We start from the raw sequence: 23,253 nt of genomic DNA, 5'->3' as shown, positions 1-23,253 counted from the left end.
AACTACTCGTGCGCACACGTGAACCCGCGACGCTCAAAGGTGGCGCAATGACCCCACTTCAAAAGATTGAGGGCAAGGGCAGCGAAGGACAAACAACGGGAATACTAAGACATGCGACAAACCGAAAAGCGCGAAAATCGTCGAATCGAGATCGCTGACCACGCGATCAGGTGCTTTGCGGAACACGGGTACGCTGAAACGTCGCTGCGCGACATCGCGGAAGCTGCAGAAATTAACTTAGGACAGCTGCACTATTATTTTGAGAGCAAGACCGACCTCATTCTCTGCACAATACGTCGCTACAAGACCCGCTTCGTTGGTCGTCTTGTGGATGCGATGGAGCAGGAAGGAGCCACGAAGAACCGCATAACCTCTTTCATCGACCTGCTAATCGTAGCCGCTACGCGCGACGCGAAGATTCATCGTCTCTGGTACGACCTACGCGCTCAAGCGCTGTTTAATCCGAATTTGCGCGCGGCCACGTCGGAGATTGAGCGAGATCTGGAGAACGCCACATCTATCCTTCTTCACCTGCAGCAGCCTGAGGCATCACGCGGAACGATCCATCAAACTTTTCTCCTGCTTGATGCGCACTTCTTCAATGCACTGCAAATGACACTCTCTGGCGAGGACCCCGAAGGCAAGCGATTTCGGCGGACCATGCGGCACCTGCTAGTTGTCGCGATTCCGAACGTCAAAAAATAGGTCGAACGTCCAAAAAAATTGACAAATTAGAACGACCGTCCTAATAATACCGGACCTCGGGCGCTCGAGACTCGGGTTAGGGATCTGATCGATGAAGAGTTTCTCGCACGTTGCCGACGACGCATTCAACTCCAGCCTGCAGCAGGTCGACCAGATCGTAGTAGCCGTATCAGCGAATAAGGAAAAATGGGCGACGACGCCGGTGGGCCGTCGCGTTGAGCTACTGAAGCTGATTCGTGAAGCGTTACTCGAAAACGCGGATGAATGGGGTAGGCTCGCTTCCGCAGCAAAGGGTTTGCCCGCTGATTCCCCGCTCGTTGGTGAAGAATGGACGTCGGGGCCGTGGGCAGCCCTGACGGCAATCGATGTGCTGCTTTGCACGCTAACGCAACTGGATGGTCTTCGCTTTCTGGATGCAATGAAGGTACGCACAACCGCGACTAACCAGACAGCAGTGCAAGTATTTCCTACGACGCTGACTGATCGCTTGCTGTTGAGTGGTGTCAGTGCCGAGGTTTGGATGGAACCCGGCGTACTGCCGTCGAACCTTCGACGATTCGTTGCCAGCGCCTATGATCCCATGGGCCAATCCAGCATTGGCTCACTTTCACTGGTTCTCGGAGCCGGTAACATTACCAGCATCGCGCCACTAGACGCTCTTTACAAGCTATACGCTGAACACAGTGTTGTCGTCCTTAAGCTAAATCCGGTCACGGCGTACCTGCTGCCTGTTTTCGAGAAAATCTTTGCAGCCCTTATTGAAGAAGGCGTGTTTGCGATCGTCAACGGCGGCACGGATGTCGGCGTTTTTCTCACAGGCCATCCCCTCGTGGAAACATTGCACATTACCGGAAGTGCAGCATCCCACGACGCAATCGTCTTCGGCACTGGAGAGGAAGGTGCGAAACGCAAGGCGCAAGACATCCGCCTGAACAATCGTCCCATCACGAGCGAGCTCGGCGCAGTCTGTCCGACGATTGTCGTCCCAGGGAACTGGACAGAGGCGGACATTCGCTTTCAGGCTGAACATATAGCGACCCAGAAGTTACACAATTCCGGTTTCAACTGCGTAGCAAGCCAAGTCCTTATCTTGCCGCAGGATTGGCCGCACGCAGCAGCACTACTTTCGGAATTGAAGAAGGTTTTTTCTTCCGCGCGGACCAGGCCACTTTACTACCCGGGAAGCAGCGATCGTTTGGCGGCCTTCCGCGAACATTATCCTGCGGCGTTGTCGCTTGCCCGCGACTCTGATGCGCCGCGTCTGGTTGCAATCCTGGATGGCACCAGCGAACACGATGACTATGCGTTCCGAACCGAAGTTTTCGGTCCAGCACTCGCTGTCGTGTCCTTGCCGGGCGCCGAACCTGAAGCGTTCCTCGAATCGGCAATTGACTTTGCCAACACGAAGCTTCACGGCACGCTTGGCGCAAACGTCATCATCGATCCGGCGACTGAAAAATCACTGAGCTCGCGCTTCGAAGCCCTACTCACTGATCTCCGTTACGGCACCATTGCGGTAAATGCTTGGACTGGCCTCGGATTCCTGTTGGCTCAGACGCCTTGGGGCGCATTTCCTGGTCACCCCGTGAACGACATTCAAAGTGGGCGCGGGGTCGTACACAACTGCTTTCTCTTCGACCGCCCACAGCGGTCCGTGGTTCGCGCGCCGTTTCGACCGTTCCCGAGAGCATTGCTACACGGAAGTTTCGCCATGCTGCCCAGACCGCCGTGGTTCATTAGTAACCGAACCTCTGCCACGACAGTTCGCAAATTATTGGAGTTTCAAGCGCGTCCGTCTCTGTTCAAGCTTCTTGGCGTTTTTGTCAGCGCGGTGCGCGGCTGACTCAAAAGAACATCCTGATGCCCGTACAGAGATGCGTGTCGGCAACCGACGCACGCATCTATCGCGCCGCGGTACCGCATCGATGGTATGTGTTCCGCAGTGCTCCGCGTACCGCCGCAGCGGGGGAAGGGCACGAAGGACGTTTTTCAAGCGCTTCTCGGGCTACCCGGTGAACGGCGATTGCAGTTGAGGGCTGATGGCGTCGTGTGACGCCGACCACTTCGGAATCGTTCAATTCGGTTGCCAGCACTTCACCCTGAAAGTTCGAGGACGAGATACCCCATGATTTACCCGAATACGGAACTGTTCATCGATGGCCAATGGCGCGATGCAGCCGAAGCGACGTCGCGCGTTGAAGACGCCGCCCGAGGCCGGGCATCGCGGCGCTGCCAAGCTGTTCGCACGCTGTCAACGCGGATGGTCCGATCGAGCAAAGCTTTCATGCCGCACGCCCTTTGCTGAACGCACCGAGACTAGCAGGATGATCCCGGCCAGCAGGTACTGTCCGACCACCACATACATGCTGTAGACCATGCTGCCGGTGTGCTGTGTGATCAGCCCGTTGATCGTCGGACTCACCGCTGGGCCAAGGTTGCCGAGGCTGCTAATCAGTGCGATGCCTACGGCGGCAGCACCTGCCGGCAGACACTCGCTAACCAGCGTGAAGAAAACTGGCGTCGCAGCAGCGATGCCGATCACGGCGAATGACAGCGCCATCAGCACGCCCACCAGGTTGTCCTGAAGCAGCGTGGTGCTCCACAGGCCGAGTGCCGCGACGGCAACACAGGCCGCGAAATGCCAGCGGCGCTCATGCAGCCGGTCAGAACTGCGCCCGATCAGGATCATGCCAATCACGCCGCATCCGTTCGGGAACGCCGCCAGGGTACCGACCACCAGCACGTCCTTGACCCCCCAACTCTGGATCAAGGTCGGAGCCCAGAACACTATTGTATAAGTCGCCCCGAGCAGCAGAAAATACACCAGTGACAGCAGCCAGACCTTGGGGTTGCGCAGGATCTCTCCCAACTTCACGTGGATCTCGCTCTGAGCATCATTCTTGTCGTGTTCGAGACTGTAATACACGAGATCCTTCTCCGCAGGCAAAAGCCATTTCGCGTCCGCCGGCTTGTCCTCCAGAAACAGGAAGATAAGGATACCGAGTACTACTGCGGGAAGTCCCTGCAGCAGAAACAGCCACTGCCAGCCGAACGCACCGTTGACACCATGCAGGTACTTCAGGATCGCGCCGTTCAGCGGCCCCGCGATGACGCTGACAATGGTTGTCGCCGACATGAAGATTGCGATTGCCTGGCCGCGACGCACCGACGGATACCACCATGTGAAGTACAGAATGATGCCGGGGAAGAAGCCTGCCTCGAAGACGCCAAGCAGGAAGCGGGCGACATAGAACTCTGTCGGCGTTGCGACGAACATTGTCGCCGAAGCGACGATGCCCCAGCACACCATGATTCGCAGCAACGTCTTGCGCGCACCGATTCTCGCTAGTAGCAGGTTGCTTGGAACTTCGAAAAGAAAGTAGCCGAGAAAGAAGATGCCGGCCCCGAGGCCGTAGACCGCGTTGTTCCACGGCAGCGTCTGTTTCATCTGTAGCTGCGCGTAGCCGATGTTGACGCGATCCAGGTAAGCAATCATGTACGAGACCACCAGTATCGGCAGGATCCGCCAACTGATCTTTAGAAACACTGCATCGGTCGCCTTGGCCAGCGAGGATTGCGATGGCGGAACGCTAGTAATCGCGCTAGATTTCATGATTTGTCTCCTTCCGGGCTTAAGCCTGGTGTCGTCGCGGCCGCTGGGACGCTACCGCAGCGGTGCTGTCGCTACAATTGGAAAGCGTGCGCGGTGCCGCTGTTTCAGTGCGGGCGCTTGGCCGGCGGGGCGGCCGTCACGCCCGCTTGCTTGACGACGATCCACACCAGGTCGGCCAGCTTGAATGGCATCTGCGCAAGCTTGCGCTTAAACACACTGGCCGGACGTAGTCGCTTGGCGAACAACGCCTTCACAGCTTCGTAATAGTCGCCCTGGTCGCGTTGCGGCCGGCATGCCCCGGCCGCAGTCGTCTGGGAACGTTCAGAACGAGTGGCGAATGCCGAGGTCGGCGGCGAACTGGGAGCCAGGTACGCCGAAGAGCGCGCCGTTGATCGCGAGGCCGGTGTTCATGCCCCCATGATTGTTGACGTAGGCGACCTGGCTATAGAGCGTGGTGCGTTTGGACAGCAAGTATTCAACGCCGAGCGAGCCGAGGATCGAATGGTTATTCGAGTCGTTGCCGTCGCGGGTGTACCAGGCGCCTCCGTCGAGGGAGAGGAAGGGTGTGAGCTTGTAGGCGAGGCCGCCGGAGATCACGCGGTTGTCGAAGGAGCCAGCGACCTTGTAGAGGGTGTAGGCGGCTTTGACCGTTAGGCGGTCGAAGTAGTAGGTGGCGCCGATGTTCCGCCCCGAGAAGGCGATGGTGCTGGGGTTCGGGATGGCGGCCGCGGAGCCGCCGGAATTGCCGTTATACATCGCGGCGGTGAGAAGCAAGCCGCTGGTGTGAAATACGAGCCCGGCTGAATACTGTTGTCCGGCTTTGAAGTTTCCCGGAGATCCACCGAATGCGTACATCGCACGGCCCTGGATACCAGCGATCTCGGGCGACGTATACATGACGGAGTTGGAGTTGAAAAGGCCGGTGACGATGACGTTGTCGACGTAGCTGACGAGCCCGCTACCAAATTGTTTGAAGTCACGGGGGTCGTTCGCGTCGACGGACAACAGGAAAGGCGAATACTGAAGACCAGCAGTGAGGGTACCGAAGCCTCCGGTGACGCCGACCCACGCCTGGCGGCCAAAGAACTCGCCGTTGGAGTTCGCGAATCCCCCATTGGAGATGTCGAAACCGCTTTCGATGTCGAAGATAGTGGCGAGTCCACTGCCGAGATCCTCGGTTCCGCGCAGGCCGAAACGGGACGCGTTTTCGCCGGCAGATTCGACGGAAAACTGGTGTCCTTGGATGGCGCCGGTGGTGAGGTTGAACGTCTTGCTGGTATAAAGGATCGAGGCGTCGATGATGCCGTAGAGGGTGACACTACTTTGCGCGTGGGCGGCGGGTGTGCCGGCGAATGTGACGGCGAGTGTACAGGCGCCGCCGACGGCAGCGTTTCGAATGGCTCGAATGGTGGGAATCGTTTTCTTCATGACGGGTGTCTCCCTTAGTTCATAGTATGTGAATGAATGGTGTGATACCGGGGTGAACGGTGGTGTGGTTTGGCGTCGTCGCGTTGAGTGGAACGTTGCGCGTAGACTCGGCCAGACCGGCGCGGTTGTACATGCCGTCGTACATTTTGGAGGCCTAATCATGCTGAAAGTACTCACCGATCCTTTCACCCTGGTTTGGCAGATCAACTCGGAACTGGGCACTCGCCACGTGACAAATAGTCCCGCGCCCAACAGCAAATTCCGCGCTTCTGCTTGTGCCGCGAACCCGTCCCGACCACTCTACGCGGCGATCACTTTGCGTAGATCGTTGCCGATTCGACAGTGTCGCTGTTGCACAATCTCCGGTCCTTATTTACGCACAATTCACCTGTGGGAATTTGATCCGTGCCGCCGGAATTTGTACTTTGCGCGCCACATCTCGACGGACAGCGTGCTCACCAGCCGGATCATCGGCGACGGCCCGCTCAACGCTGTGCGTCGCGGCGTGCCACAAGCCCATCCTGAAGCCGGCGGACATTCGTCGATTGGTAGCCGAATGAGACACCGCGCCGAGCGCACGTACTCTTTCACTCGCCAACGCGATACCATCGGGTAATTTCCCTCGCGCGGCGTTTTTGGGCAGAATAGCCAGATCTTCGCGATAACGAAGTTTGTGCTCGCTGTCTGCGACGCGCTTCGTGGCCCACATGTGCTCTCCCGCCCGCAGCGAACCATCTCAAGTGACGATCCGTATATAGAATGCAAGGCTTCCTACCCAGTGTTGTGTTGACCGGAGCTGCTGACCTGCTCGAGGTACTCGGCGTTCAACCCGAGTTGGTTGCGACTGGAGCCGATCTGCCGGAGCTTGCACTCCGTTCCGCCGACGTGCCGATCCGGGGTGCGCAAGTGCTTCGATTTCTTTCGCTAGCTGCTGAAGTTACGCGATGCCGGAACTTTGGACTGAGGCTCTCCGAATATCAGGGCCTGGCGATCCTGGGGCCGATTCTCGTCATGATGCATGGTGCGCATACTATCGGAGAGGCAATGGATACGCTCGCAGAGTTCTACGTGCTACATACATCGATGTCTTCTATACGGGCTGTGCGGGACGAGCAGGGGATGGTTTTGACTTACGACCTTGAAAAGGCGTCCGGTCCTGGAGAAGTTCAGGCAGTTGAATTGGGTCTCGCCAATGGTATGCAGTATTTGCGCACCGTCTGTGGTACAGCCTGGCAACCGGCGGTTGTGCAATTCCGTCATTCGGCACCTGCGGACTGCACAATGCACTGGCGTACGTTCGGACCGTCGCTGAAGTTCGATCAGGACAGAAATGCGATTGTCATCGATCGCGGTACGGTGACGCGTCCGGTGACGCAACTTCGCCGTAACGCGCATCGTGTGCTCAAGGCACATTTGCAGCGCGAAAGGGCCCAGGTGGAGGCACTTTGGGTCGTACGCACACAAACAATGATTCGCGCACTTTTGCCCTTCACGGACAGTTCGTTGAATGCGATAGCACGAGCGCTCGCAACATCCCCGCGGTCCTTGCAACGTCGCCTCTCAGAGGCCCGCACGACGTTCGATGAACTGCGGGAGCAAGTTCGTGAAGATCTCGCCCTGAAGTATGTGCAGCAGTCAAACCTGCGCTTTGCCGAGATCTCTGAACTGCTCGGTTATTCGCAGCAAAGCGCATTCAGCCGCGCGTTCAAGCGACTGAGGGGCATCACACCCCGACAGCTTCGAGAAACGCGTCACGCGGCTGACCCCGGACGTTCTGCTGAGTAGCAATAGCCCGCCCTGGGTTTCACGCGGTGACGAACGCTGGATCCAGGAATTCCGGATCAGGATATCGATAGAAGCCGCGTCCCACTGCCTCGCCGATATACCCGGTATCGATGAAATGCGTTTTCACGTATTCCGCAATGCGCCGATGCGTCGAATCGCCCGTACGTTCCGCGAGAGCGCGCGTGACGTTATAGACGGTCGTCATACCGATGCCGTCGAGAATGCCGAATGGGCCAATTCGATCCGCCTTCGCAATCATCCACGCCTTGTCGATCGTCTGTACGTCGGCGACCTCGTTGACCAGCAGACCCAGCGCGGCGATCAGCATCGGGACGAGCATGGAATTCAGCAGGTAGCTGGGCTGCTCCTTGCGCAGCGGTAAAGGCACCATGCCAATACGGTGTGCGAACTGCACCAGCTGCGCGAATACGGCGGGGTCGGTGCCCGGATGTCCCATGATTTCGGCGATGTTGTTCTTCCACACTTCATGCGCGAAATGCAGGCTCAGCACGCGCTCGGGCCGATCGGTGAACATGGCGAACTGGCTCGGCACCAGCGTCGACGAGTTGCTCGCAAAGATGGTGCCGGCCGGCGCTACAGCCGACAGTGAACGGTAGAAAGACTGCTTGATTTCCAGATCCTCGGGGATGGCTTCGATGACGAGGTCCGTGCCGGCAACGGCCGAACCGAGATCGGCATTGCCCTCGATGCGTGCCAGCGTGGCTTCGATCTGCTCGCGAGAAGCGCCGAGGTCCGCAGCGTAGACGCGCCCTAGCGCATCAAAACGGGCGTTCGCGCGATCCAGGCAGGCGGTATCGACGTCGTAGGCTACGACGTCGATACCGGAAAACGCGCACTGAAAGGCGATCTGCGCGCCCAGCACGCCGGTGCCGGCCACCATGACGCGTGCGATCGGCTGATTGTCGTTTAGGGAGTGAATAGGCATGAGTGACGGGTACGGTGCGTATCGTATATCGGATGGGGCGGATCTTTTACCGGTACGAGGATTCACGCCAACGGCGAGGCGGCGAGATGGTCGAGCAGCAATGGGATGATCCGGTCCGACGCTTCTTCCGGGAGCCAGTGACTTGCCCCCTCGAGTATTTCGAAGCGGTAGGACCCGTCGACAAAGCCGCCCGTGAGCAGTGCGGCTTCACGGCCCAGGGCGCGGTCTTCGGATCCCCAAACATAGAGTGTCGGGACGGCAACGCGGCCTGCGGGATAAGACAGGTCGTCGGGGAGCGCGCGATACCAGTTCAACGTCGCGGAAAGCGCGCCCGGTTCGCTGAGACGCCGCACGTTCTCGTCCACGAGCGACGCTGGAACGCGTCCCGCGTATGCGGCCCGCAGCGCCGCTGCTCCGTCCGCCAGCAGGCTTTGCTCTGCGACACCCCCTGGTTGACGAAAGGCACGAACATAATCCAGGCGCTGGTATTGGTCTTCATGATGGAGCGCCGCTTGCAGCGCTAACGGATGTGGCGTTGCCAGCACGGACAGCGAACTCACGCGGTGTGCATGCGTCGAGGCGAGCCCCCACGCAACCAGGCCGCCCCAGTCGTGGGCAATCAAGTGGAAGCATCCTGCGCCCAGTTGATTGGCGAATGCCAGGACGTCCGACTGGAGATGCCCGGCTGCGTAGGACGCAATGTCCCTCGGCCGGGCGTTCTCAGCATAGCCGCGCTGATCCACAGCGACTGCCCGGTAGCCTGCTGCGCCGAGCGCGGCCAGAATCTCGCGCCAGCAGTCGGCGAATTCCGGCCACCCATGCAGCAGGAGGACGCACTCCCCGCTCCGCGGCCCCGCGGCCAGAGCTGTGTGGGTATATGGCCCGCAGGCCAGTGTCAGCTCTTCCAGGGACGGAAGCGGTGCGGAGGGTGCAAGGTGGGTCATCGACGTGATTTCCGTGAGGCAGATGCGTGGGTCATGTCCGTCGATATCGCTTAGCGGCCGCCCTGACAGCCGATCAGGTCGATCTCGGGCAACTGATGGGCTTTGCAGTACTCCTGATAGCGGTTCAAAGCCGTCCGCCACGTCTCGACGAACGTGACATTGCCGTTTTCGTCGAGGAAGTGGAGCTCACCGGTCGACACCACAAGCGCCATACCATTGTCGTCTTCGGAGAGATTCGTGAACGAGTGTGACGACTCCGACGGCTCAAAAACGAAATCGCCGGCTTGCGCGATCCAGTCGTGCTGGTCGTATTTCCAGCGACCGCTCAGCGTGTAGACCATCACCGTGCCGGTATGGCGATGAATATGCGCGCCTTCGCCTTTGGCCGCCTTCATGAGCAATACCACTTCGCCCGTTACGGGGTTGATCTTGAAGTATTTGAGAAGAATCTTGTCGTTGATCGGCGCGAAGGGAACCCACGGCGTGGAGTTTCCACCGATATGGACCGTGTCGATTGCGGAAACATCGTTGAGGGCTTGCGTAGCTTCTGCGTTCATGGAATACGTCTCCGATTGTGTTGAGGGCTGGACGTGCGCAGCGCGAACCGTGCGCAATCTCCAGCCCCTATTCAATCGAAAGTCGCCAGTGGGAGCTTGACCTGTGCTGCCCAAATTTGTACTTTACGCGCCAAGTGTTCCTCCCGTGGATGAGGAAAGTGCAGTCCTGTAAAAGGCAATCGGTAAGCGGCCCAGGGAAGTGGCGCTATCTGTCAATATGACGCTGGCGACCTGTGTGAGCGCCTCGCTCGATTGCCATCCTCTTCAATGTAGCTCCAAACGCTGAGGTGACTATGCAGAGGATTTTTAGCGAAGCAGAAGCGGGGACCGGGATGATCGCAGGCACGGCACGCAATCCGCGTCCGCTTCGCTAAAATTCTTTGAGCGACACCGCTCCGCTGGCGCCAGCGCATGATCGACAACATTCGCATGCGCCAGCTTTCGCCGAAGACTCAGGACACCTATTTGCGCATCGTGCGCGAATCCGTCTGCACCTCAAGGCGCTGGCTTCGCCTGCCCATTCTGGCCTGCGCTCATCACCGCGTCTCGTTCCGCTTGATGTTTGGCGGCAACCTTTTCTTCCGCAGCCTGAAGATCGGCGGGATACGAAACGTCGTCGCCCTGGAACGGGTTATAACCCGCCGCTTCCAGTTCTTCGAGTTCATGTCTGACCTCTGCGCGCGTGACTTGATGCGTCGCCGGCTCAGACATGGTTTGCGCAAACACGCCAGCTGAAGTCGACATCAGAATCGCGCCTGCGACCACCAGGTTGCGCGATGACCGGTCGAATAACCGAATTTGTGAGACTGATTTCATGGCGATACTCCTAGTGTTTCAAGGTGCTTGTTGCGCGTGACCTGTGCTGCGTAAATTGGGTTGACCTCGGGGTAAGACGTTTCTGTGGCGTAGTTCAACCCGCTTTGCTGTGCTTCGATCAGCTCGTGGTAGACCTCGGCGCGGGTCTTGCTTTGAGAAAATGCGCTCGATGATGCGAGAGCGGCCAGAGAGATGACGATCACATTGGATTTATCAATTTCAGACTCCTTAGTGTTTCGTGAGTATTGTGCGATGTGCATTGAGTAGACGGCGTTTGGTCGACGGATATTCCCGGGCTTGCGAAAAAGAACGCGGACACTCTTTGCAACGCCCAAAATAGTTTCGAACAAGATCGGAATAAACGTGCGACGGCCCTGGTAAACGCCGTCATCCGGCCACGTCGTCAGGTCGGACGGAGCCACGCGCGAACGACCCGGGCGCCACTTGACGTCGAGCATGTCGCGCGTGGATGGGACACGCACAACCGTGGCTCAGATGCGCCAATGTCTTGCGGGTTAATTGGAGGTAATCTGGGGATCACTCAGTGAAGAAGCAACTTCTGGCATTAGCAACTTTGAGCCTACTGGCAGGTGTCGTCCATGCGCAAAGCAGAGTGACGTTGTACGGCCTGATCGATGAAGGATTCGAGGCCGTCAGCAATGTGCCGGTGGCTGGCAAGACCGGCGGCGATACCAAATACGCGCTCGATGGCATCAACGGACTGAACGGCACACGCTGGGGTCTGCGAGGCACGGAGGATCTGGGCGGTGGACTTGCTGCGGTATTCACGCTCGAGAATGGTTTCGACCTCAATACCGGCAAACTCGGGCAGGGTGGTGCCGAGTTCGGACGCCAGGTGAGCAGCAGTCGGTTCGGTACGCTCACGCTCGGCCGCCAGTACGACAGCGTGGTGGACTATCTGGGCAACTTCGAATTCGGCGATTCGAATGTCGGTACAGCGCACTCGGCTCAATCAGGCGATCTGGATAACTTCAATAACAGCCGTCAAACCAACAACGCGATCAAGTTCAGGAGCATCGACTACGCAGGGTTGACGTTCGGCGGCGTATACAGCCTAGGAGGCGTGGCGGGATCGTTCACGACTGACTTGAACGACACGTTGGGTACGTCCGCAGCGTGCTCGGACGCCGCGGGTTGACGGATGAATTCCGCCTGAATCCGCACGTTTACGTCGTCGCCTACGGCCGGGAACCACGTCGATAGTCCAAACCTCGCGCGGCTGAAATGGCCTTCCCCCGAGAAGCCGAGCGTGTCCTTTTTCGTCAGTGGATCGGGTGCGAAGCCGTTGAACGTCACGTCAAGCGTGACCGGTTGAGTGGTGCCGCGGATTGTCAGATCGCCGGTCAATGTGCCGCGGGCGTCTCCTGTACGTTCGAAACGCGTGCTGACGAACCGGATCTGCGGGTAGCGCGCCACGTCGAACATATCAGCGCCTTTGACGAGCTTGTCGAGGAGCGGCACGTTGGTATCCACGCTGGCGGCATCGATGGTCGCCGCGACTGAACTCCTGCCGAGCCCGCCTTCGTCCCAGTCGAGCTTTGCGGTCGCGCGATCGAGGCGCATCGTGAAGCGCGAATACTTGAAGTGATCGACGTCGAATGTAATGCTCCAGTGGTGCGGATCAAGTTCGTACTGACCTGGCGGCACGCGCGTTTCTGACTGGCTGACGGTATGCGTGAGCACCTGGAGCGGGGTGCATGCAGCGACCACCGCGAGCACCAAAATCCACAACGCACGCGTGACAATCGCATGAACGGAATGCTTCTTCATCGCTTTCATCCCAGTGCTTGACCAGCGTAACAGGAGCGCAGGCGATGCGACCAACACTGGATCCAGTTAGGGTGCCGTTGATGGCCCGCCAGCGCGCAATCGAATCAGCCACGTGACATGCCTGGATTCGATGACAATCAGACTCCCGATTCAATGCAGCTAGCTATCTGCAGTACATCCTGCACCAACCCGGCTCGTCTTGACCCTCAATTTTTCGACGGCGGCACGACAGAGGTCCTCACACCGGCTAGTGGCGATCCGTATCCACCAGACTGCGCATTGTTCGGCAACCCATTGGCGAGTTGTGCCCGCGGATCCGTCGGATTCAGATTCAACTCTCCCGCCTGCCGATCACCATGGGTGGGGTACTCGCTCCCGCGTGCAGCCTGCGGCATCAACCGGGTGCTGTTCTCAGGCGCGTTGATATCGTCATATGGGCTGAGACCTTGCGCCGCGACGCTGCCCGCGGCGATACACGCTACCGCCAGCAGGATTCCTCTCAATGCCATCGGTGCTCGCGACACGCTCACTCTCTCGAAAACGTTTTTCATATCACACTCCTTAAGGTGTCGAAGGCGCGAGACCTGCTATCGACCTTGCTCTTCATAAAGACGCTCGATACAACATGGCGGCCGATCCGGCTTCCTCACTCCCAGCGTCGGTTCGCTGCCTGCTTCATCATGCGCGCAACATCCGGTATCCCTGAGCGGTTGCGATGATGCGCCTGTTTCATGCGTGCAACCTGCTTCGTGAAAATCGGGTTGACGTCTGGGTACGAGGTTTCGGTGACGTTGTTCGGGCCGTTCGGCTATGCCTCGATCAGTTCATCAATAGACCTCCGCACGGGTCTTGACTTGCGCAAAGGCACCTGACGACTCGAGAACGGCCAGCGAAACGACGACCACTGCAAGTTCCTCCATTACAGACTTCAGACCATTTTTCGATATGCAATGAGTAGACTCTGTTTCGTCGCCGAATATTCCCGCAACCTGTGAAAAAAGGAAATTTGCTTGGCGGAAACACCTACGCGCGACGTTCTTGTTCCGATCGACCTAGGGCATGGCGGTGGTAGGGGACGATCGTTGGACAACTGCACGGTTGGGCGTGCCACTGTGTCCTCTTATCGCCGATGTCAAGGACTTCTATTTGTCCTGCGAAAGAGATTAGGGAATAAGGATCTCGGTTCAGTGGTTTACCCGTGCAGAGCGCCGTGCGCTGGAGTCAAGTGGACTGTGGATATCACGCGCTCGAAATCCAAGGAGTAGCAACATGAAATCGAATTTGGTTAATCGGCTTGTTGGCCAATCCGCGCGTGGTTCGCTCATCGTGAGTGCGGTGCTGATGGCAACGTCAGCCTGTGTGTACGCGCAAACGTCGGTGGAGCCCGGCACGCATCGGATCACCCGTGCAGAAGTGCGGAATGAACTCAAGGAGTTGGAGGCGGTCGGATATCGCCCTGTTCCCAATGATCTCTACTACCCAGGTGACATTCAGGCGGCGGAACAAAGACTGGCGGCCAAACATCAAGCGGAAAAGAATGCGCTGACGGGAGGGAGCCAGATAGCGCAGACGAAGCCCGCGCCATGAATGCGACGGATTGCGCGTACAGGTCGCACACGGTTTCTCGGTTCATGCCGAAGCTCGAGAGGAATGCATGTGTGTGAGGATGGGCGATCGGAAGCCCTTCATCGGCCCCTCCCGTTCGCGGGCTGGCCGGTGGTGGGTTTCGGTCCGGTTGCCGATTCGTAAGCCGGCGTTCACTAAAGCGTGGCTGACATTGGCCCATTCGTGAATCCCGGCTCTGGCCGACGAGGGACTGCGCGGCTCGTTGAGGACAGGCTTGCTCGGCACGCGTGCGCACGCGCCGGGGGCCTGCTGGTCCTTGTATTTGCAGGCGCGGCATCGCATGGACATGAGCATGTCTAATCGACACACGCATTTAGTTAGCTTTATTGCCCGAGGTACCGCCACTCCCGCCCTTGCTGGCTGCATCTTGTTGCGGCGACATGCAGTTGCTTCATGCGGGTAACCTGGGCCGTGAACATCCGGGCGACGTCCGGCTACGAGGTTTCGGTGACGAGTCCAGGCCGTATTGCTGCGCTTCGACCAGTTCCTGATCGACTTCGGCGCGCGTCTTGCCTTGAGCAACTGCGCCCGCTGACGCGTGAATGGCCAGAGAAATTGTGACCGCGGCAAACTTCGTCTCTGCAGACTCCTGAGCTTGATGTGCGATATGCAATGTAGACGCGGGTTCGTCGCCGGATATTCCCGCGCCTTCAATAAAACACATTTGGCCGACCACAAAGTCAGTTCACCGTCGGCTCGGCAGCATCAGGTGGCGGGTCGGTATTTGCCAGCGATTCTGATAACGTCGCCGTGACGCGCGTGCCAATGCAATCCTGGTGCGCGGCCACTGCCGCCAACCAGGGCGCGAACCGTTTGTGCTGACCCCACGACCACATTCGAAATGGGCGGCGGGCGGGAATAAAACGGATGACCCGGCAGTCTATGCATTGAATCCAGTCGGGAGGCCCGTCGGATAATCCGGCGGTCTACCGCCTGAACCTAATCGTGAGGGCACTATGTCGTCAGATCTTCCATCTAATGCATTTCAAGCCGAATGGATTGGGAGGCTTGGGCGACGACCAACTCGCCTGGCTGGAAAACGACCTGAAGGGCCGCTCGTCCAGCACGCCGATCGTCGTCTTTGCCCACATGCCGATGTGGACGATCTACGAGCCGTGGGGATGGGGCACCGGCGATGCCGGCCAGGCGATGAGCTATTTGAAGCGCTTTGGTTCGGTCACCGTGCTGAACGGACATATCCATCAGATCGTGTCGAAGGTGGAAGGCAATATCACCTTCCATACCGCGCGCTCGACCGCGTATCCGCAACCGACGGCAGGCAATGGGCCCGGCCCCATGCCGCTGACAGTGGCGACCGATCAGCTTCCAAGGATGCTTGGCGTGACCACTATCAAGATCATGCGGCACCCGCTCAAGGCGACGCTCGACGATACGACGCTCGTCCGATTTGTCAGACAGTGCTCACCAGCCAGGACCTAGATTATGCCAACCACCACCTTTCGCCGCGCCATTGTCGTCTCCGTCGGAGTCGCGATTTTCATGGCTGCATCGGCTGATTTCTCCGCTGCGCAAGCGCAGGAGTCTAATGTCGTCGTCATAAAGAATTTTATGTTCTCGCCGATGTCGCTTACGATCAAAGCTGGCTCGACCGTGACGTGGAAAAATCTCGATGGCGAACCGCATACGGTTGTCAACGATGCCGGCCTGTTCCGTTCCGGCGCGCTCGATCAGAACGACACTTTTCAGTTCAAGTTCGATAAGCCGGGTGTCTACAAGGTATTCTGCGCCATTCACCCATATATGAAGGAGACGATTACCGTCAAGTAGGTGCGCTCTCCCGGAGCGCATGCCGCCAGAGCTTGAGTAACCGTCCGGAAGAAGGCGCGAGGGCGCGGTGTTCACGAAATTGACTATGGAACCCTGGCGGCACTCGCCCCATTCCCTTGGGTGCGAAGGACGGCGGATAGACTTTGGCTGATCATCGGCCGCCGCCGGCCGCCGGCCGCCTGTCGACAATCGTGCGCGTCGCAATGTTCCCGGCCTCCTATAGCACTCAACGAATCCACGACTACTCTCCTTAACCCGGCAGGCGCTGAGTGTCGCGCAATATCGCGAAGTGCTGTCAGGTCTGAGGCATCTGGGATGCCTTGGACAGCACACGGACAGGAACCGGGTCATGGCGGCCTTTCAGGTGTGCATCAAGCTGCGGCAGGTCTGCCGCCGAAACGCCGGCATGCTGGAATACCTGTTCGGACACGATAGCGTCGCAAGCGATTTCTTTTGTCAGTTCTTCAAGTCTTGAGGCCACGTTCAGTGGGTCACCAATTGCCGTGAATGTCACATGCTCGCGAAAGCCAATCTCACCCATTACAGCCCGGCCGCAATGCAATCCAATGCCAAACCGGATGGGCGTTTGCAGCTGCTGCTCGAGCGCAGCGTTGAGTTGATCAATGTTGGCTGCCACCAACGGCACCGCGCAGAGCGCCTGGCGACAAGCAATGGCTGGCTCGCTGCGTAGGCCAAAAATCGCGAGCACTGCGTCGCCCATGAACTGGTTTGGCATACCACCCGCCTGGACCACCGCGGCACAGACAGCGCTCAGGAAGCGACTGACTACGAATATGCTGTCGAACGGTAGTTGTGCCGCCGCAAGCTGTGTGGAACCCCGCATGTCCACGAACATGAACGCCGCGAATCGCTCTTGCGGCATGACGTCCCGCTGACGCGGTTGCAGGAAGGCCATGGATGCGGCCGGCGGCACCAGTGGCCACACGGAGAGATCATGGATCGGTCGCAACTGGCACGCAAGACGCACTGTCTGCGAGTCAGCTCCCAGTCGCTCCAGGACACGCCGCTCCGCCTCGGCTGGCGTGGGCAGCGGCACATCGCTGAGCACGCGTACCCTGCACAATGTGCATCGGGCACGGCCACCGCACGTGCTGGCATGGGGAACTCCGGCCATCCGGCTAGCTTCCAGCACCGAAAATCCGAGCGGCGCGAATACCTTGCGCCCGTCTGGATATGAGATGCAGAGCCGTCCGTGCCGGCGCTCGCGGACCGTGCGCAGCAGCCGCGCTCCAAGTACCAACAGCAGCGCACCACCATCGAAGAGCAAAAAGTCGTTGCGCAGATCGGCGAGCCAGAGATTTTGCAATTGAGTCCCGACGACCGTCGGCCGGGTCGCCGTGGCGCGCCAGACGGGATCCTGCGCAAGCGCGATCACTTCCCGTCCTCCTTGCAGGAAGCCTAGCAGAGCGAGCACCGGGAGCAGCACGGCGACGCTCAGCAACACGCTCCGCCACGCCCCAAACCATGGCTTCAAGCGCAACCAGAACCAGACGCCACAACACCCATGCGACCAGGCGACCACCAACAGCATCAGCTGTGCCCGGCCGAAGAACGGCGAAGCGATCCAGAACGAGTACAACAGCTGCGCGTAACCTTTGTTCAGGCCGAACGCGGCAAATGCGACCCGCGTATTGGCGAGATGGTTTGCTAGCAGCGGCGGAATGCACAGACCGAGGACGAGCTGCGTCGCCTCACCCCGATTCCAATGCACCGAGCGCCGCTCATACAGAGCCCACAGACCCAGGAAGAAATGCGTCACGAGCGCGCTGTACAGCACGCCTGTTCCAAGCCATCCCTGCCAGATAAACTTCTGTACAAGCAGACCACGCTCCAGCCACGCGAGCGAGATATTCCCCAGCGAATGATTCAGGAGGTGTGTCCCTACATAGGTAAACAGCACCAGTCCGGTGGTCAGCCGAACCGACCGCACCCCCGCCGGCCGCCATCTTTGAAAACTGGGAAAGCGCGACATGATCTGCTCTCCACCCTCTCGATCAAAGACATTTCGTTGGGAGATCGACCGGCGGGGTTCGGTTCGATGTGGTTGCATCGCCTTGTCGCCAAGGTCGTGGAGCTTTCTGAGAAACGCCAGCTAGGACCTGGCTTGCTTGCGACGCCAAGCCGGGCGACGACGTGCCTTGACACATCACTGTGGAGCTGGATCTTTCGAAGCGTGCCTTCAGGAATATTACTATTGTCGATCAAGCGACTGACTAAGCTGAACGCACGCGACTCACGCATCAGCGATGAGTTGAACAACATCTAGTTTATACGGTTCAGGATTTCCGCCGAGGATCGCGCTGGTCCGCGGTGCTCCAACGTGACTGCGCCCCGGCGGCTGGCGTTTACCGCAGAAGCGCCCATCGACGGCCGAAAATCTATCTGCAATAACGATGCATACCATCGATGAATATCGGCTATTCAGATGCAGTGCAACCGTGCAGCATTGCACTCCAGATATGAAGCATTGATTTTCGTTGGCTCCACGTTGGCTCCTGGATTAGACAGTTATGGAAATAGGAATAGACAGTTTCGCCGCAATTTTCCCTGCGGCTGCTGGCGCACGCCAGCCGTCTCGGGTCGAGCGGATGGAAGCGCTCATCGAGGAAGTGGAAACGGCGGACCGTGTGGGACTCGATATCTTTGGTATCGGAGAGCATCACCGTAAAGAGTTCCTGGACGCCGCCCCTTCCGTGATTCTCGCTGCCGTGGCGGCGAGAACACGGAATATCCGTCTCACGAGCGCAGTGACGGTGTTGAGCGCGAACGATCCCGTCCGGGTCTTCCAGGAATTCGCAACGATCGATTTGATCTCCAAGGGGCGTGCGGAGCTCACCGTTGGTAGAGGATCGTTCGTTGAAGCATACCCACTCTTCGGTTTCAAACTTGCGGACTATGACGCGTTGTTCGGGGAAAAGCTCGAACTGCTTCTGAAGTTGCGCGAATCCACACAAGTGGAATGGTCTGGGCGGTTCCGCGCGGCGCTCGATGGAATCGGCGTATTTCCCCGTTCACACCAGCCTCGTTTGCCGATCTGGCTTGGTGTCGGAGGCACACCGCAATCATTCGTGCGTGCCGGCATGCTCGGACTCCCGCTCATGGTCGCCGTTATTGGTGGCGACTTCGATCGCTTTCGGCCACTCGTGGACCTTTATCGCCAGGCTGGCGTTCAGGCCGGGCATTCCCTGGCGGATCTGAAGGTCGGCGTGCACGCCATCGGCTTCGTGGGCGAAACGACGGATGCGGCCAAGGACGCGTTCTTTCCTGGATGGTCGTATATGTTTACCGAAATTGGGCGCGAGCGCGGTTGGTCCCCTGCGACGCGGGCTCAATTCGAAGCAATGTGCGGCCCGAGGGGCTCGTTCCTGATCGGCGATCCCGAAACTGTGGCCGCCAAGGTTCTGCGCGCCAGCGAGGCACTGGGCGGGATTTCTCGTATCACGTTTCAGATGAGTTCCGCGTCGCTCGAAACCGACAGCATGCGTCGATCGATCGAGCTTCTCGGAACTGAGGTCGCGCCAATCATTCGTCAAAGTGCGAACCTGGGAATCAAACATGGGTGAGCTAATTGGCGGCCAGTGGCGCACGACTGGCCTGGAGACCGTCATTTCCGACGGGAGCCTTCAGCGACCGCCGTCCGTTTTCAGAGACTGGATCACGGTGGACGGCGCGCCATCCGGCACGGAACGAAGCTTTAAGGCGGAGGCGAATCGATACCAACTCTACGTGTCGCTCGCCTGCCCGTGGGCCCACCGCACCCTGATCATGCGAAGCCTCAAAGGTCTGGAAAATGTGATCGGCCTGTCGGTGGTTCACTGGCTCATGGGGGATGAGGGCCGGACTTTCGCTCCCGGGCCCGGCGTGGTCCCCGACATCGTCAACCATGCCACCAGGCTTCACGAAATTTATACTCTCGCTGACCCAGACTGCACGACGCGAGTGTCTGTGCCGGTCATTTGGGACAAGGTCGAGCGGACAATCGTGTCGAACGAATCGTCCGAGATCACGCGCATGTTTAACAGTGCGTTTGAGGCTCTCGGGGCCTTGCCGGGTGACTACTATCCGGTAGCCTTGCGCGGTGAGATCGATGCAGTGAACGCGCGCGTGTACGAAAGCCTCAACAATGGCGTGTATCGCGCGGGATTTGCTGCGCGACAGGATGTTTACGAAGCGGCTGTCACTGAAGTCTTCGATACGCTGGAATGGCTCGAGCAGCGATTGCAGGACCGGAAATATCTGGTTGGTGGCGTGTTGACAGAGGCGGACATTCGCGTGTTTACGACACTTGTTCGCTTCGATCCTGTTTACTATGGTCACTTCAAATGCAATCGCCAGGCGCTCAAGGACTATCCCCGCTTGTGGGCTCACACGCGTCGTCTGGCGCAGCACCCGCGGATTCGACCGACAATCAACTTTGAACATATCAAGTGTCGTTACTACGGTAGCCATCCGTGGCTAAACCCCAACGGAATTGTGCCCGTCGGACCGGATATCGACTTCGACGCAGCACTTTAAAACCATCGCTACCGTGCGAAATCTTTAGGCAACCGAATCAATCCGACAAGCCCTCTGCGTATCGAGAGTGTTTGGGTATCAGATGAGGAGCGGGAACATCCAAGGCGGTCGTTGGGCGCTGCGTGGCACGGAAGACGTGGGCGACGGACTCAAGACATTGCTCGTTCTCGAGAACGGCTTCAACGTCGCGAACCGAAAGCTGGGGCAGGGCAGCGACGAATTCGGGCGGCAAGCCTATGTCGGTTTGTCGTTGGCCACGCTGGGAACCGTTACGCTGGGTCGCCAGTACTAGATTTCACCGGCATCTTCAAAGTCGCTGAGCAGTGGTCGCCGTATTTCGGCGCTCACCCAGGAGATCTCGACAACATGAACAATACGAACCGCGTGAACAAACGGTCAAGTTCAGAAGCCTGACTTGTAGTGGCTTTTCGTTTGGCGGCATGTACTGCCTGGGCGGCGTGGCCGGCAACTTTGCGCGCAACCGGATCTGGTCGCTGGGGGCGGGTTACACGAACGGACCGTTGGCGCTCTGCATCGCATACGTCAACGCCAAAGACCCCAGCTATTCGTACTTCGGCAATAACGCGACGTCGAGCACGATACCTTCGAACATGACGTCGAGCCGCGTGTACTCCGGGTACGCGTCGGCGTAAACGCAGCAGATTTTCAGCGCGGGCGGGGCTTACATGTTCGGTGCGCCACTCTTGGCGCAACCTACAGCAACACCCAGTTCAAGGACATCGGCGCAGAAGCAGGCTTGCCCCCGACGGGCCGCGGTGGCGACGCGAAGTCTCACAACGTCGAGCCGAACTTCAAGTATCAGATAACGCCATCTTTCCTCGTCGGTGCCGCCTATGACTACACGAAGGGTTAGCCACTCGACAACGACACGTATGGCGGCTCCTTCCTCTACCACTTCGACAATGATCAGGCGGTCGTGGGCTTCGTGGTGGGTCTCGGCTACACGAATCCATTTCTGTCGCCGTTCGAGGAGTTTCGGCGCTACAAGACGCACCCCGAAATCCGCAAATTCCTCGAGGGTGGCAAGCGTGTGTCGTATGGCGCTCGGGCCATCGCCGCCGGTGGACTCATGTCACTGCCGAAGCTCGTTTTTCCTGGCGGAGCGCTGATTGGGTGCGAAGCCGGGTTCCTCAATGCGTCGAGAATCAAGGGAAGTCATGCGGCGATTTCAAGCGGCATGATGGCGGCCGAAGCTGCGTTCAATGCGCTGCAGTCCGGGCGTCAGCGCGACGCGTTGACGGAGTACCCGAAGGCTTTCGAGAAATCGTGGTTGAAAGAGGAACTGCATCGCGCCCGCAACTTCAAGCTATGGATGAGCAAGGGCATACTTGCAGGAACGGTCATGGTCGGAATAGAGCAGAAACTATTGGGTGGACGGGTGCCGTGGACATTACACCATCGGCATTCGGACAACGAGACCCTTAAGCCCGCCACCGGATGCAAGCCGATTGTCTACCCGAAGCCCGATGGAAAGCTCACCTTCGACCGTCTGTCGTCGGTCTTTCTGTCGAACACCAACCACGAGGAGAACCAGCCGGCGCACCTGACGCTGAAGGATCCGGCCGTGCCTTTGAACGTGAACCTCGCGAAGTATGCCGGCGCCGAGGCGCGCTTTTGTCCCGCTGGAGTCTACGAGTTCGCCATCAAAAGTGACGGCAGCGGGGGGCTTGTCATCAATGCGCAGAACTGCGTGCATTGCAAAACGTGCGATATCAAGGACCCGACGCAAAACATTGTTTGGGTCGCGCCAGAGGGAGGGGTGGACCAAACTATCCGAATATGTAGGCGATTTTTTTAATGACTGGTAGTGAACCGCAAAACGGTCCAGTATCGGAGCAAGCGGTTTATGCAGGAAGAATGGTGATGTTCGGTGCCGGTGGTGCCCCCGCTTGATTCGAATTGGCATGCTTGCGGCGTGCTAAGATCTTCCTCCCGAATTACAATAGTTCGTGCGACCGGCATTACAGTTCAAGTTTCCCCTATCTGGCGAAAATGACTAAAGAAAAGTTGGACCACGCGCGGAGCGGAGCGGAAGAACAGTCTGCCGTCGACAGGATCATTTCCGCGATTCGTCTGGGCGTCACCGAGGGCTTGCTTGTGCCCGGACAACGTCTTGTAGAGGCGGATTTGACTCGACGCTTCGGTGTCAGTCGCGGGCCGGTGCGAGAGGCGCTACGCCGATTGGTCGCGGAAGGCCTGCTAACTCACGAGCGCAATAAGGGAATCAGCGTTCGTCAGCTGACGCGCAAAGAAATTTCAGACTTGTATAAAATCAGGGAACGGTTACAAGCCCTCGCTGCGCGACTTGCTGCGGAGAACATCGGTAAGGAAGGCCGCAAGGCCGTATTGCGCGAGATGCGGGCTGAAGCCATGAAGGCTTCGAAGGCGTCGGACTGGCACCGCTATTTCGACCTGAACGATCGATGCCACGCGGTGATCGTGGAAATGTCCGATAATCCGCAACTGATCCAGCTGATCGAGCAATTCAACATTCACTTTTTCCGGTTGCCGTTTCGTCGCGCGCTTGCAGCGGATATCCCCAACATGCATGTCGGTCTGGATGCCGCAATCGCCGCGATAGTCCGGGGTGATGCGGACGCAGCCGAGTTTGCGATGACCGCGCACGTGCACGCGATCGCGAACGCGACGAATCTTGTTCCCGATTCTTTTTTCAAGACTCCGTGAATCGGTGACGCG

General features: G+C 58.6%; 23 protein-coding genes and 3 pseudogenes. 13 read left to right on the top strand and 13 right to left on the bottom strand.

Features of this window, described 5'->3' with window-relative positions; genetic code table 11:
• Window positions 1-111 precede the first annotated feature (111 nt).
• Window positions 112-705, top strand: coding sequence for a TetR/AcrR family transcriptional regulator (locus GNZ13_RS10995; protein WP_172163465.1), 594 nt, complete (start codon window positions 112-114; stop codon window positions 703-705).
• Between the two features lie 91 nt (window positions 706-796).
• Entirely contained in the window at window positions 797-2,548 is a 1,752-nt protein-coding gene (locus tag GNZ13_RS10990) for an aldehyde dehydrogenase family protein (protein ID WP_172163462.1), read from the top strand.
• A gap of 408 nt (window positions 2,549-2,956) precedes the next feature.
• On the opposite strand, the gene GNZ13_RS10985 is transcribed toward GNZ13_RS10990, so the two are convergent.
• The 4 genes from GNZ13_RS10985 to GNZ13_RS10970 form a co-directional block, all read right to left on the bottom strand.
• Window positions 2,957-4,318, bottom strand: a complete 1,362-nt coding sequence (locus GNZ13_RS10985; RefSeq protein ID WP_172163460.1) for an MFS transporter — start codon at window positions 4,316-4,318, stop codon at window positions 2,957-2,959.
• Between the two features lie 104 nt (window positions 4,319-4,422).
• Window positions 4,423-4,572, bottom strand: a complete 150-nt coding sequence (locus GNZ13_RS10980; protein WP_172163458.1) for a hypothetical protein — start codon at window positions 4,570-4,572, stop codon at window positions 4,423-4,425.
• 67 nt (window positions 4,573-4,639) lie between these two features.
• On the bottom strand, window positions 4,640-5,746 hold the full coding sequence (locus GNZ13_RS10975; protein ID WP_172163456.1) for a porin: 1,107 nt from the start codon (window positions 5,744-5,746) through the stop codon (window positions 4,640-4,642).
• Between the two features lie 373 nt (window positions 5,747-6,119).
• Window positions 6,120-6,455, bottom strand: coding sequence for a hypothetical protein (locus GNZ13_RS10970; RefSeq protein ID WP_172163453.1), 336 nt, complete (start codon window positions 6,453-6,455; stop codon window positions 6,120-6,122).
• A gap of 50 nt (window positions 6,456-6,505) precedes the next feature.
• Between GNZ13_RS10970 and GNZ13_RS10965 the strand changes: the two genes are divergently transcribed.
• A complete protein-coding gene (locus tag GNZ13_RS10965) occupies window positions 6,506-7,531 on the top strand; it encodes an AraC family transcriptional regulator (protein WP_172163451.1) in 1,026 nt (341 codons plus the stop codon).
• A gap of 19 nt (window positions 7,532-7,550) precedes the next feature.
• On the opposite strand, the gene GNZ13_RS10960 is transcribed toward GNZ13_RS10965, so the two are convergent.
• The 5 genes from GNZ13_RS10960 to GNZ13_RS52210 all read right to left on the bottom strand — a co-directional run bounded on the left by GNZ13_RS10960 (window position 7,551) and on the right by GNZ13_RS52210 (window position 11,252).
• Window positions 7,551-8,477 (bottom strand): 3-hydroxyacyl-CoA dehydrogenase, encoded by a 927-nt coding sequence (locus tag GNZ13_RS10960; RefSeq protein WP_172163449.1) that lies wholly within the window; start codon window positions 8,475-8,477, stop codon window positions 7,551-7,553.
• Between the two features lie 62 nt (window positions 8,478-8,539).
• Window positions 8,540-9,421, bottom strand: coding sequence for an alpha/beta fold hydrolase (locus tag GNZ13_RS10955; protein ID WP_172163447.1), 882 nt, complete (start codon window positions 9,419-9,421; stop codon window positions 8,540-8,542).
• A gap of 50 nt (window positions 9,422-9,471) precedes the next feature.
• Complete coding sequence (locus GNZ13_RS10950) at window positions 9,472-9,978, bottom strand: 2,4'-dihydroxyacetophenone dioxygenase family protein (protein WP_172163445.1); 507 nt, start codon at window positions 9,976-9,978, stop codon at window positions 9,472-9,474.
• A gap of 495 nt (window positions 9,979-10,473) precedes the next feature.
• Window positions 10,474-10,689, bottom strand: coding sequence for a DUF4148 domain-containing protein (locus tag GNZ13_RS10940; protein ID WP_407945622.1), 216 nt, complete (start codon window positions 10,687-10,689; stop codon window positions 10,474-10,476).
• A gap of 101 nt (window positions 10,690-10,790) precedes the next feature.
• On the bottom strand, window positions 10,791-11,252 hold the full coding sequence (locus tag GNZ13_RS52210; RefSeq protein WP_236001940.1) for a DUF4148 domain-containing protein: 462 nt from the start codon (window positions 11,250-11,252) through the stop codon (window positions 10,791-10,793).
• 86 nt (window positions 11,253-11,338) lie between these two features.
• On the opposite strand from GNZ13_RS52210, the pseudogene GNZ13_RS10930 reads away from it, so the two are divergent.
• Window positions 11,339-11,920: pseudogene (locus GNZ13_RS10930) on the top strand (porin); the annotation flags it as partial.
• Here GNZ13_RS10930 and GNZ13_RS10925 read toward each other — a convergent pair.
• Both GNZ13_RS10925 and GNZ13_RS10920 read right to left on the bottom strand, forming a co-directional pair.
• The gene (locus tag GNZ13_RS10925) at window positions 11,836-12,585 is read right to left on the bottom strand and encodes a YceI family protein (RefSeq protein ID WP_172163439.1); all 750 of its coding nucleotides are present in this window, start codon (window positions 12,583-12,585) and stop codon (window positions 11,836-11,838) included. The pseudogene GNZ13_RS10930 and the gene GNZ13_RS10925 sit on opposite strands and share 85 nt — an antisense overlap.
• A 206-nt stretch (window positions 12,586-12,791) precedes the next feature.
• Window positions 12,792-13,094, bottom strand: a complete 303-nt coding sequence (locus GNZ13_RS10920) for a hypothetical protein (RefSeq protein ID WP_236001945.1) — start codon at window positions 13,092-13,094, stop codon at window positions 12,792-12,794.
• A 760-nt stretch (window positions 13,095-13,854) separates the two neighbouring features.
• Here GNZ13_RS10920 and GNZ13_RS10915 point away from each other — a divergent pair.
• Window positions 13,855-14,172, top strand: coding sequence for a DUF4148 domain-containing protein (locus GNZ13_RS10915; protein ID WP_172163433.1), 318 nt, complete (start codon window positions 13,855-13,857; stop codon window positions 14,170-14,172).
• Between the two features lie 430 nt (window positions 14,173-14,602).
• On the opposite strand, the gene GNZ13_RS10910 is transcribed toward GNZ13_RS10915, so the two are convergent.
• Window positions 14,603-14,875, bottom strand: a complete 273-nt coding sequence (locus GNZ13_RS10910) for a DUF4148 domain-containing protein (protein WP_236001939.1) — start codon at window positions 14,873-14,875, stop codon at window positions 14,603-14,605.
• A 302-nt stretch (window positions 14,876-15,177) separates the two neighbouring features.
• Between GNZ13_RS10910 and GNZ13_RS10905 the strand changes: the two are divergent.
• Both GNZ13_RS10905 and GNZ13_RS10900 read left to right on the top strand, forming a co-directional pair.
• Window positions 15,178-15,651, top strand: a pseudogene (locus GNZ13_RS10905) (metallophosphoesterase family protein); the annotation flags it as partial.
• A gap of 3 nt (window positions 15,652-15,654) precedes the next feature.
• Window positions 15,655-15,999 (top strand): cupredoxin domain-containing protein, encoded by a 345-nt coding sequence (locus GNZ13_RS10900; protein ID WP_172163430.1) that lies wholly within the window; start codon window positions 15,655-15,657, stop codon window positions 15,997-15,999.
• Between the two features lie 295 nt (window positions 16,000-16,294).
• Here GNZ13_RS10900 and GNZ13_RS10895 read toward each other — a convergent pair whose 3' ends face one another.
• On the bottom strand, window positions 16,295-18,070 hold the full coding sequence (locus GNZ13_RS10895) for an adenylate/guanylate cyclase domain-containing protein (protein WP_236001938.1): 1,776 nt from the start codon (window positions 18,068-18,070) through the stop codon (window positions 16,295-16,297).
• Window positions 18,071-18,530: 460 nt separating this feature from the next.
• Here GNZ13_RS10895 and GNZ13_RS10890 point away from each other — a divergent pair, with 460 nt between their 5' ends.
• The 6 genes and pseudogenes from GNZ13_RS10890 to GNZ13_RS10865 all read left to right on the top strand — a co-directional run bounded on the left by GNZ13_RS10890 (window position 18,531) and on the right by GNZ13_RS10865 (window position 23,241).
• On the top strand, window positions 18,531-19,583 hold the full coding sequence (locus GNZ13_RS10890; protein WP_172163427.1) for an Atu2307/SP_0267 family LLM class monooxygenase: 1,053 nt from the start codon (window positions 18,531-18,533) through the stop codon (window positions 19,581-19,583).
• Complete coding sequence (locus tag GNZ13_RS10885) at window positions 19,576-20,535, top strand: glutathione S-transferase family protein (protein WP_172163424.1); 960 nt, start codon at window positions 19,576-19,578, stop codon at window positions 20,533-20,535. The genes GNZ13_RS10890 and GNZ13_RS10885 overlap by 8 nt, the downstream gene beginning before the upstream one ends.
• A gap of 82 nt (window positions 20,536-20,617) precedes the next feature.
• Window positions 20,618-20,827, top strand: coding sequence for a porin (locus GNZ13_RS54195; protein WP_172163420.1), 210 nt, complete (start codon window positions 20,618-20,620; stop codon window positions 20,825-20,827).
• A gap of 148 nt (window positions 20,828-20,975) precedes the next feature.
• The gene (locus GNZ13_RS54190; RefSeq protein WP_172163417.1) at window positions 20,976-21,188 is read left to right on the top strand and encodes a hypothetical protein; all 213 of its coding nucleotides are present in this window, start codon (window positions 20,976-20,978) and stop codon (window positions 21,186-21,188) included.
• Between the two features lie 221 nt (window positions 21,189-21,409).
• Window positions 21,410-22,341: pseudogene (locus tag GNZ13_RS10870) on the top strand (electron transfer flavoprotein-ubiquinone oxidoreductase); the annotation flags it as partial.
• A gap of 123 nt (window positions 22,342-22,464) precedes the next feature.
• On the top strand, window positions 22,465-23,241 hold the full coding sequence (locus GNZ13_RS10865; RefSeq protein ID WP_172163414.1) for a GntR family transcriptional regulator: 777 nt from the start codon (window positions 22,465-22,467) through the stop codon (window positions 23,239-23,241).
• Window positions 23,242-23,253: the final 12 nt, after the last annotated feature.

This window comes from Paraburkholderia elongata (assembly GCF_013177735.1).
Classification (GTDB): Bacteria; Pseudomonadota; Gammaproteobacteria; order Burkholderiales; family Burkholderiaceae; genus Paraburkholderia; species Paraburkholderia elongata.
The sequence above is the reverse complement of the archived record's forward strand: the minus strand, read 5'-3'. Positions and strand labels throughout refer to the sequence as shown.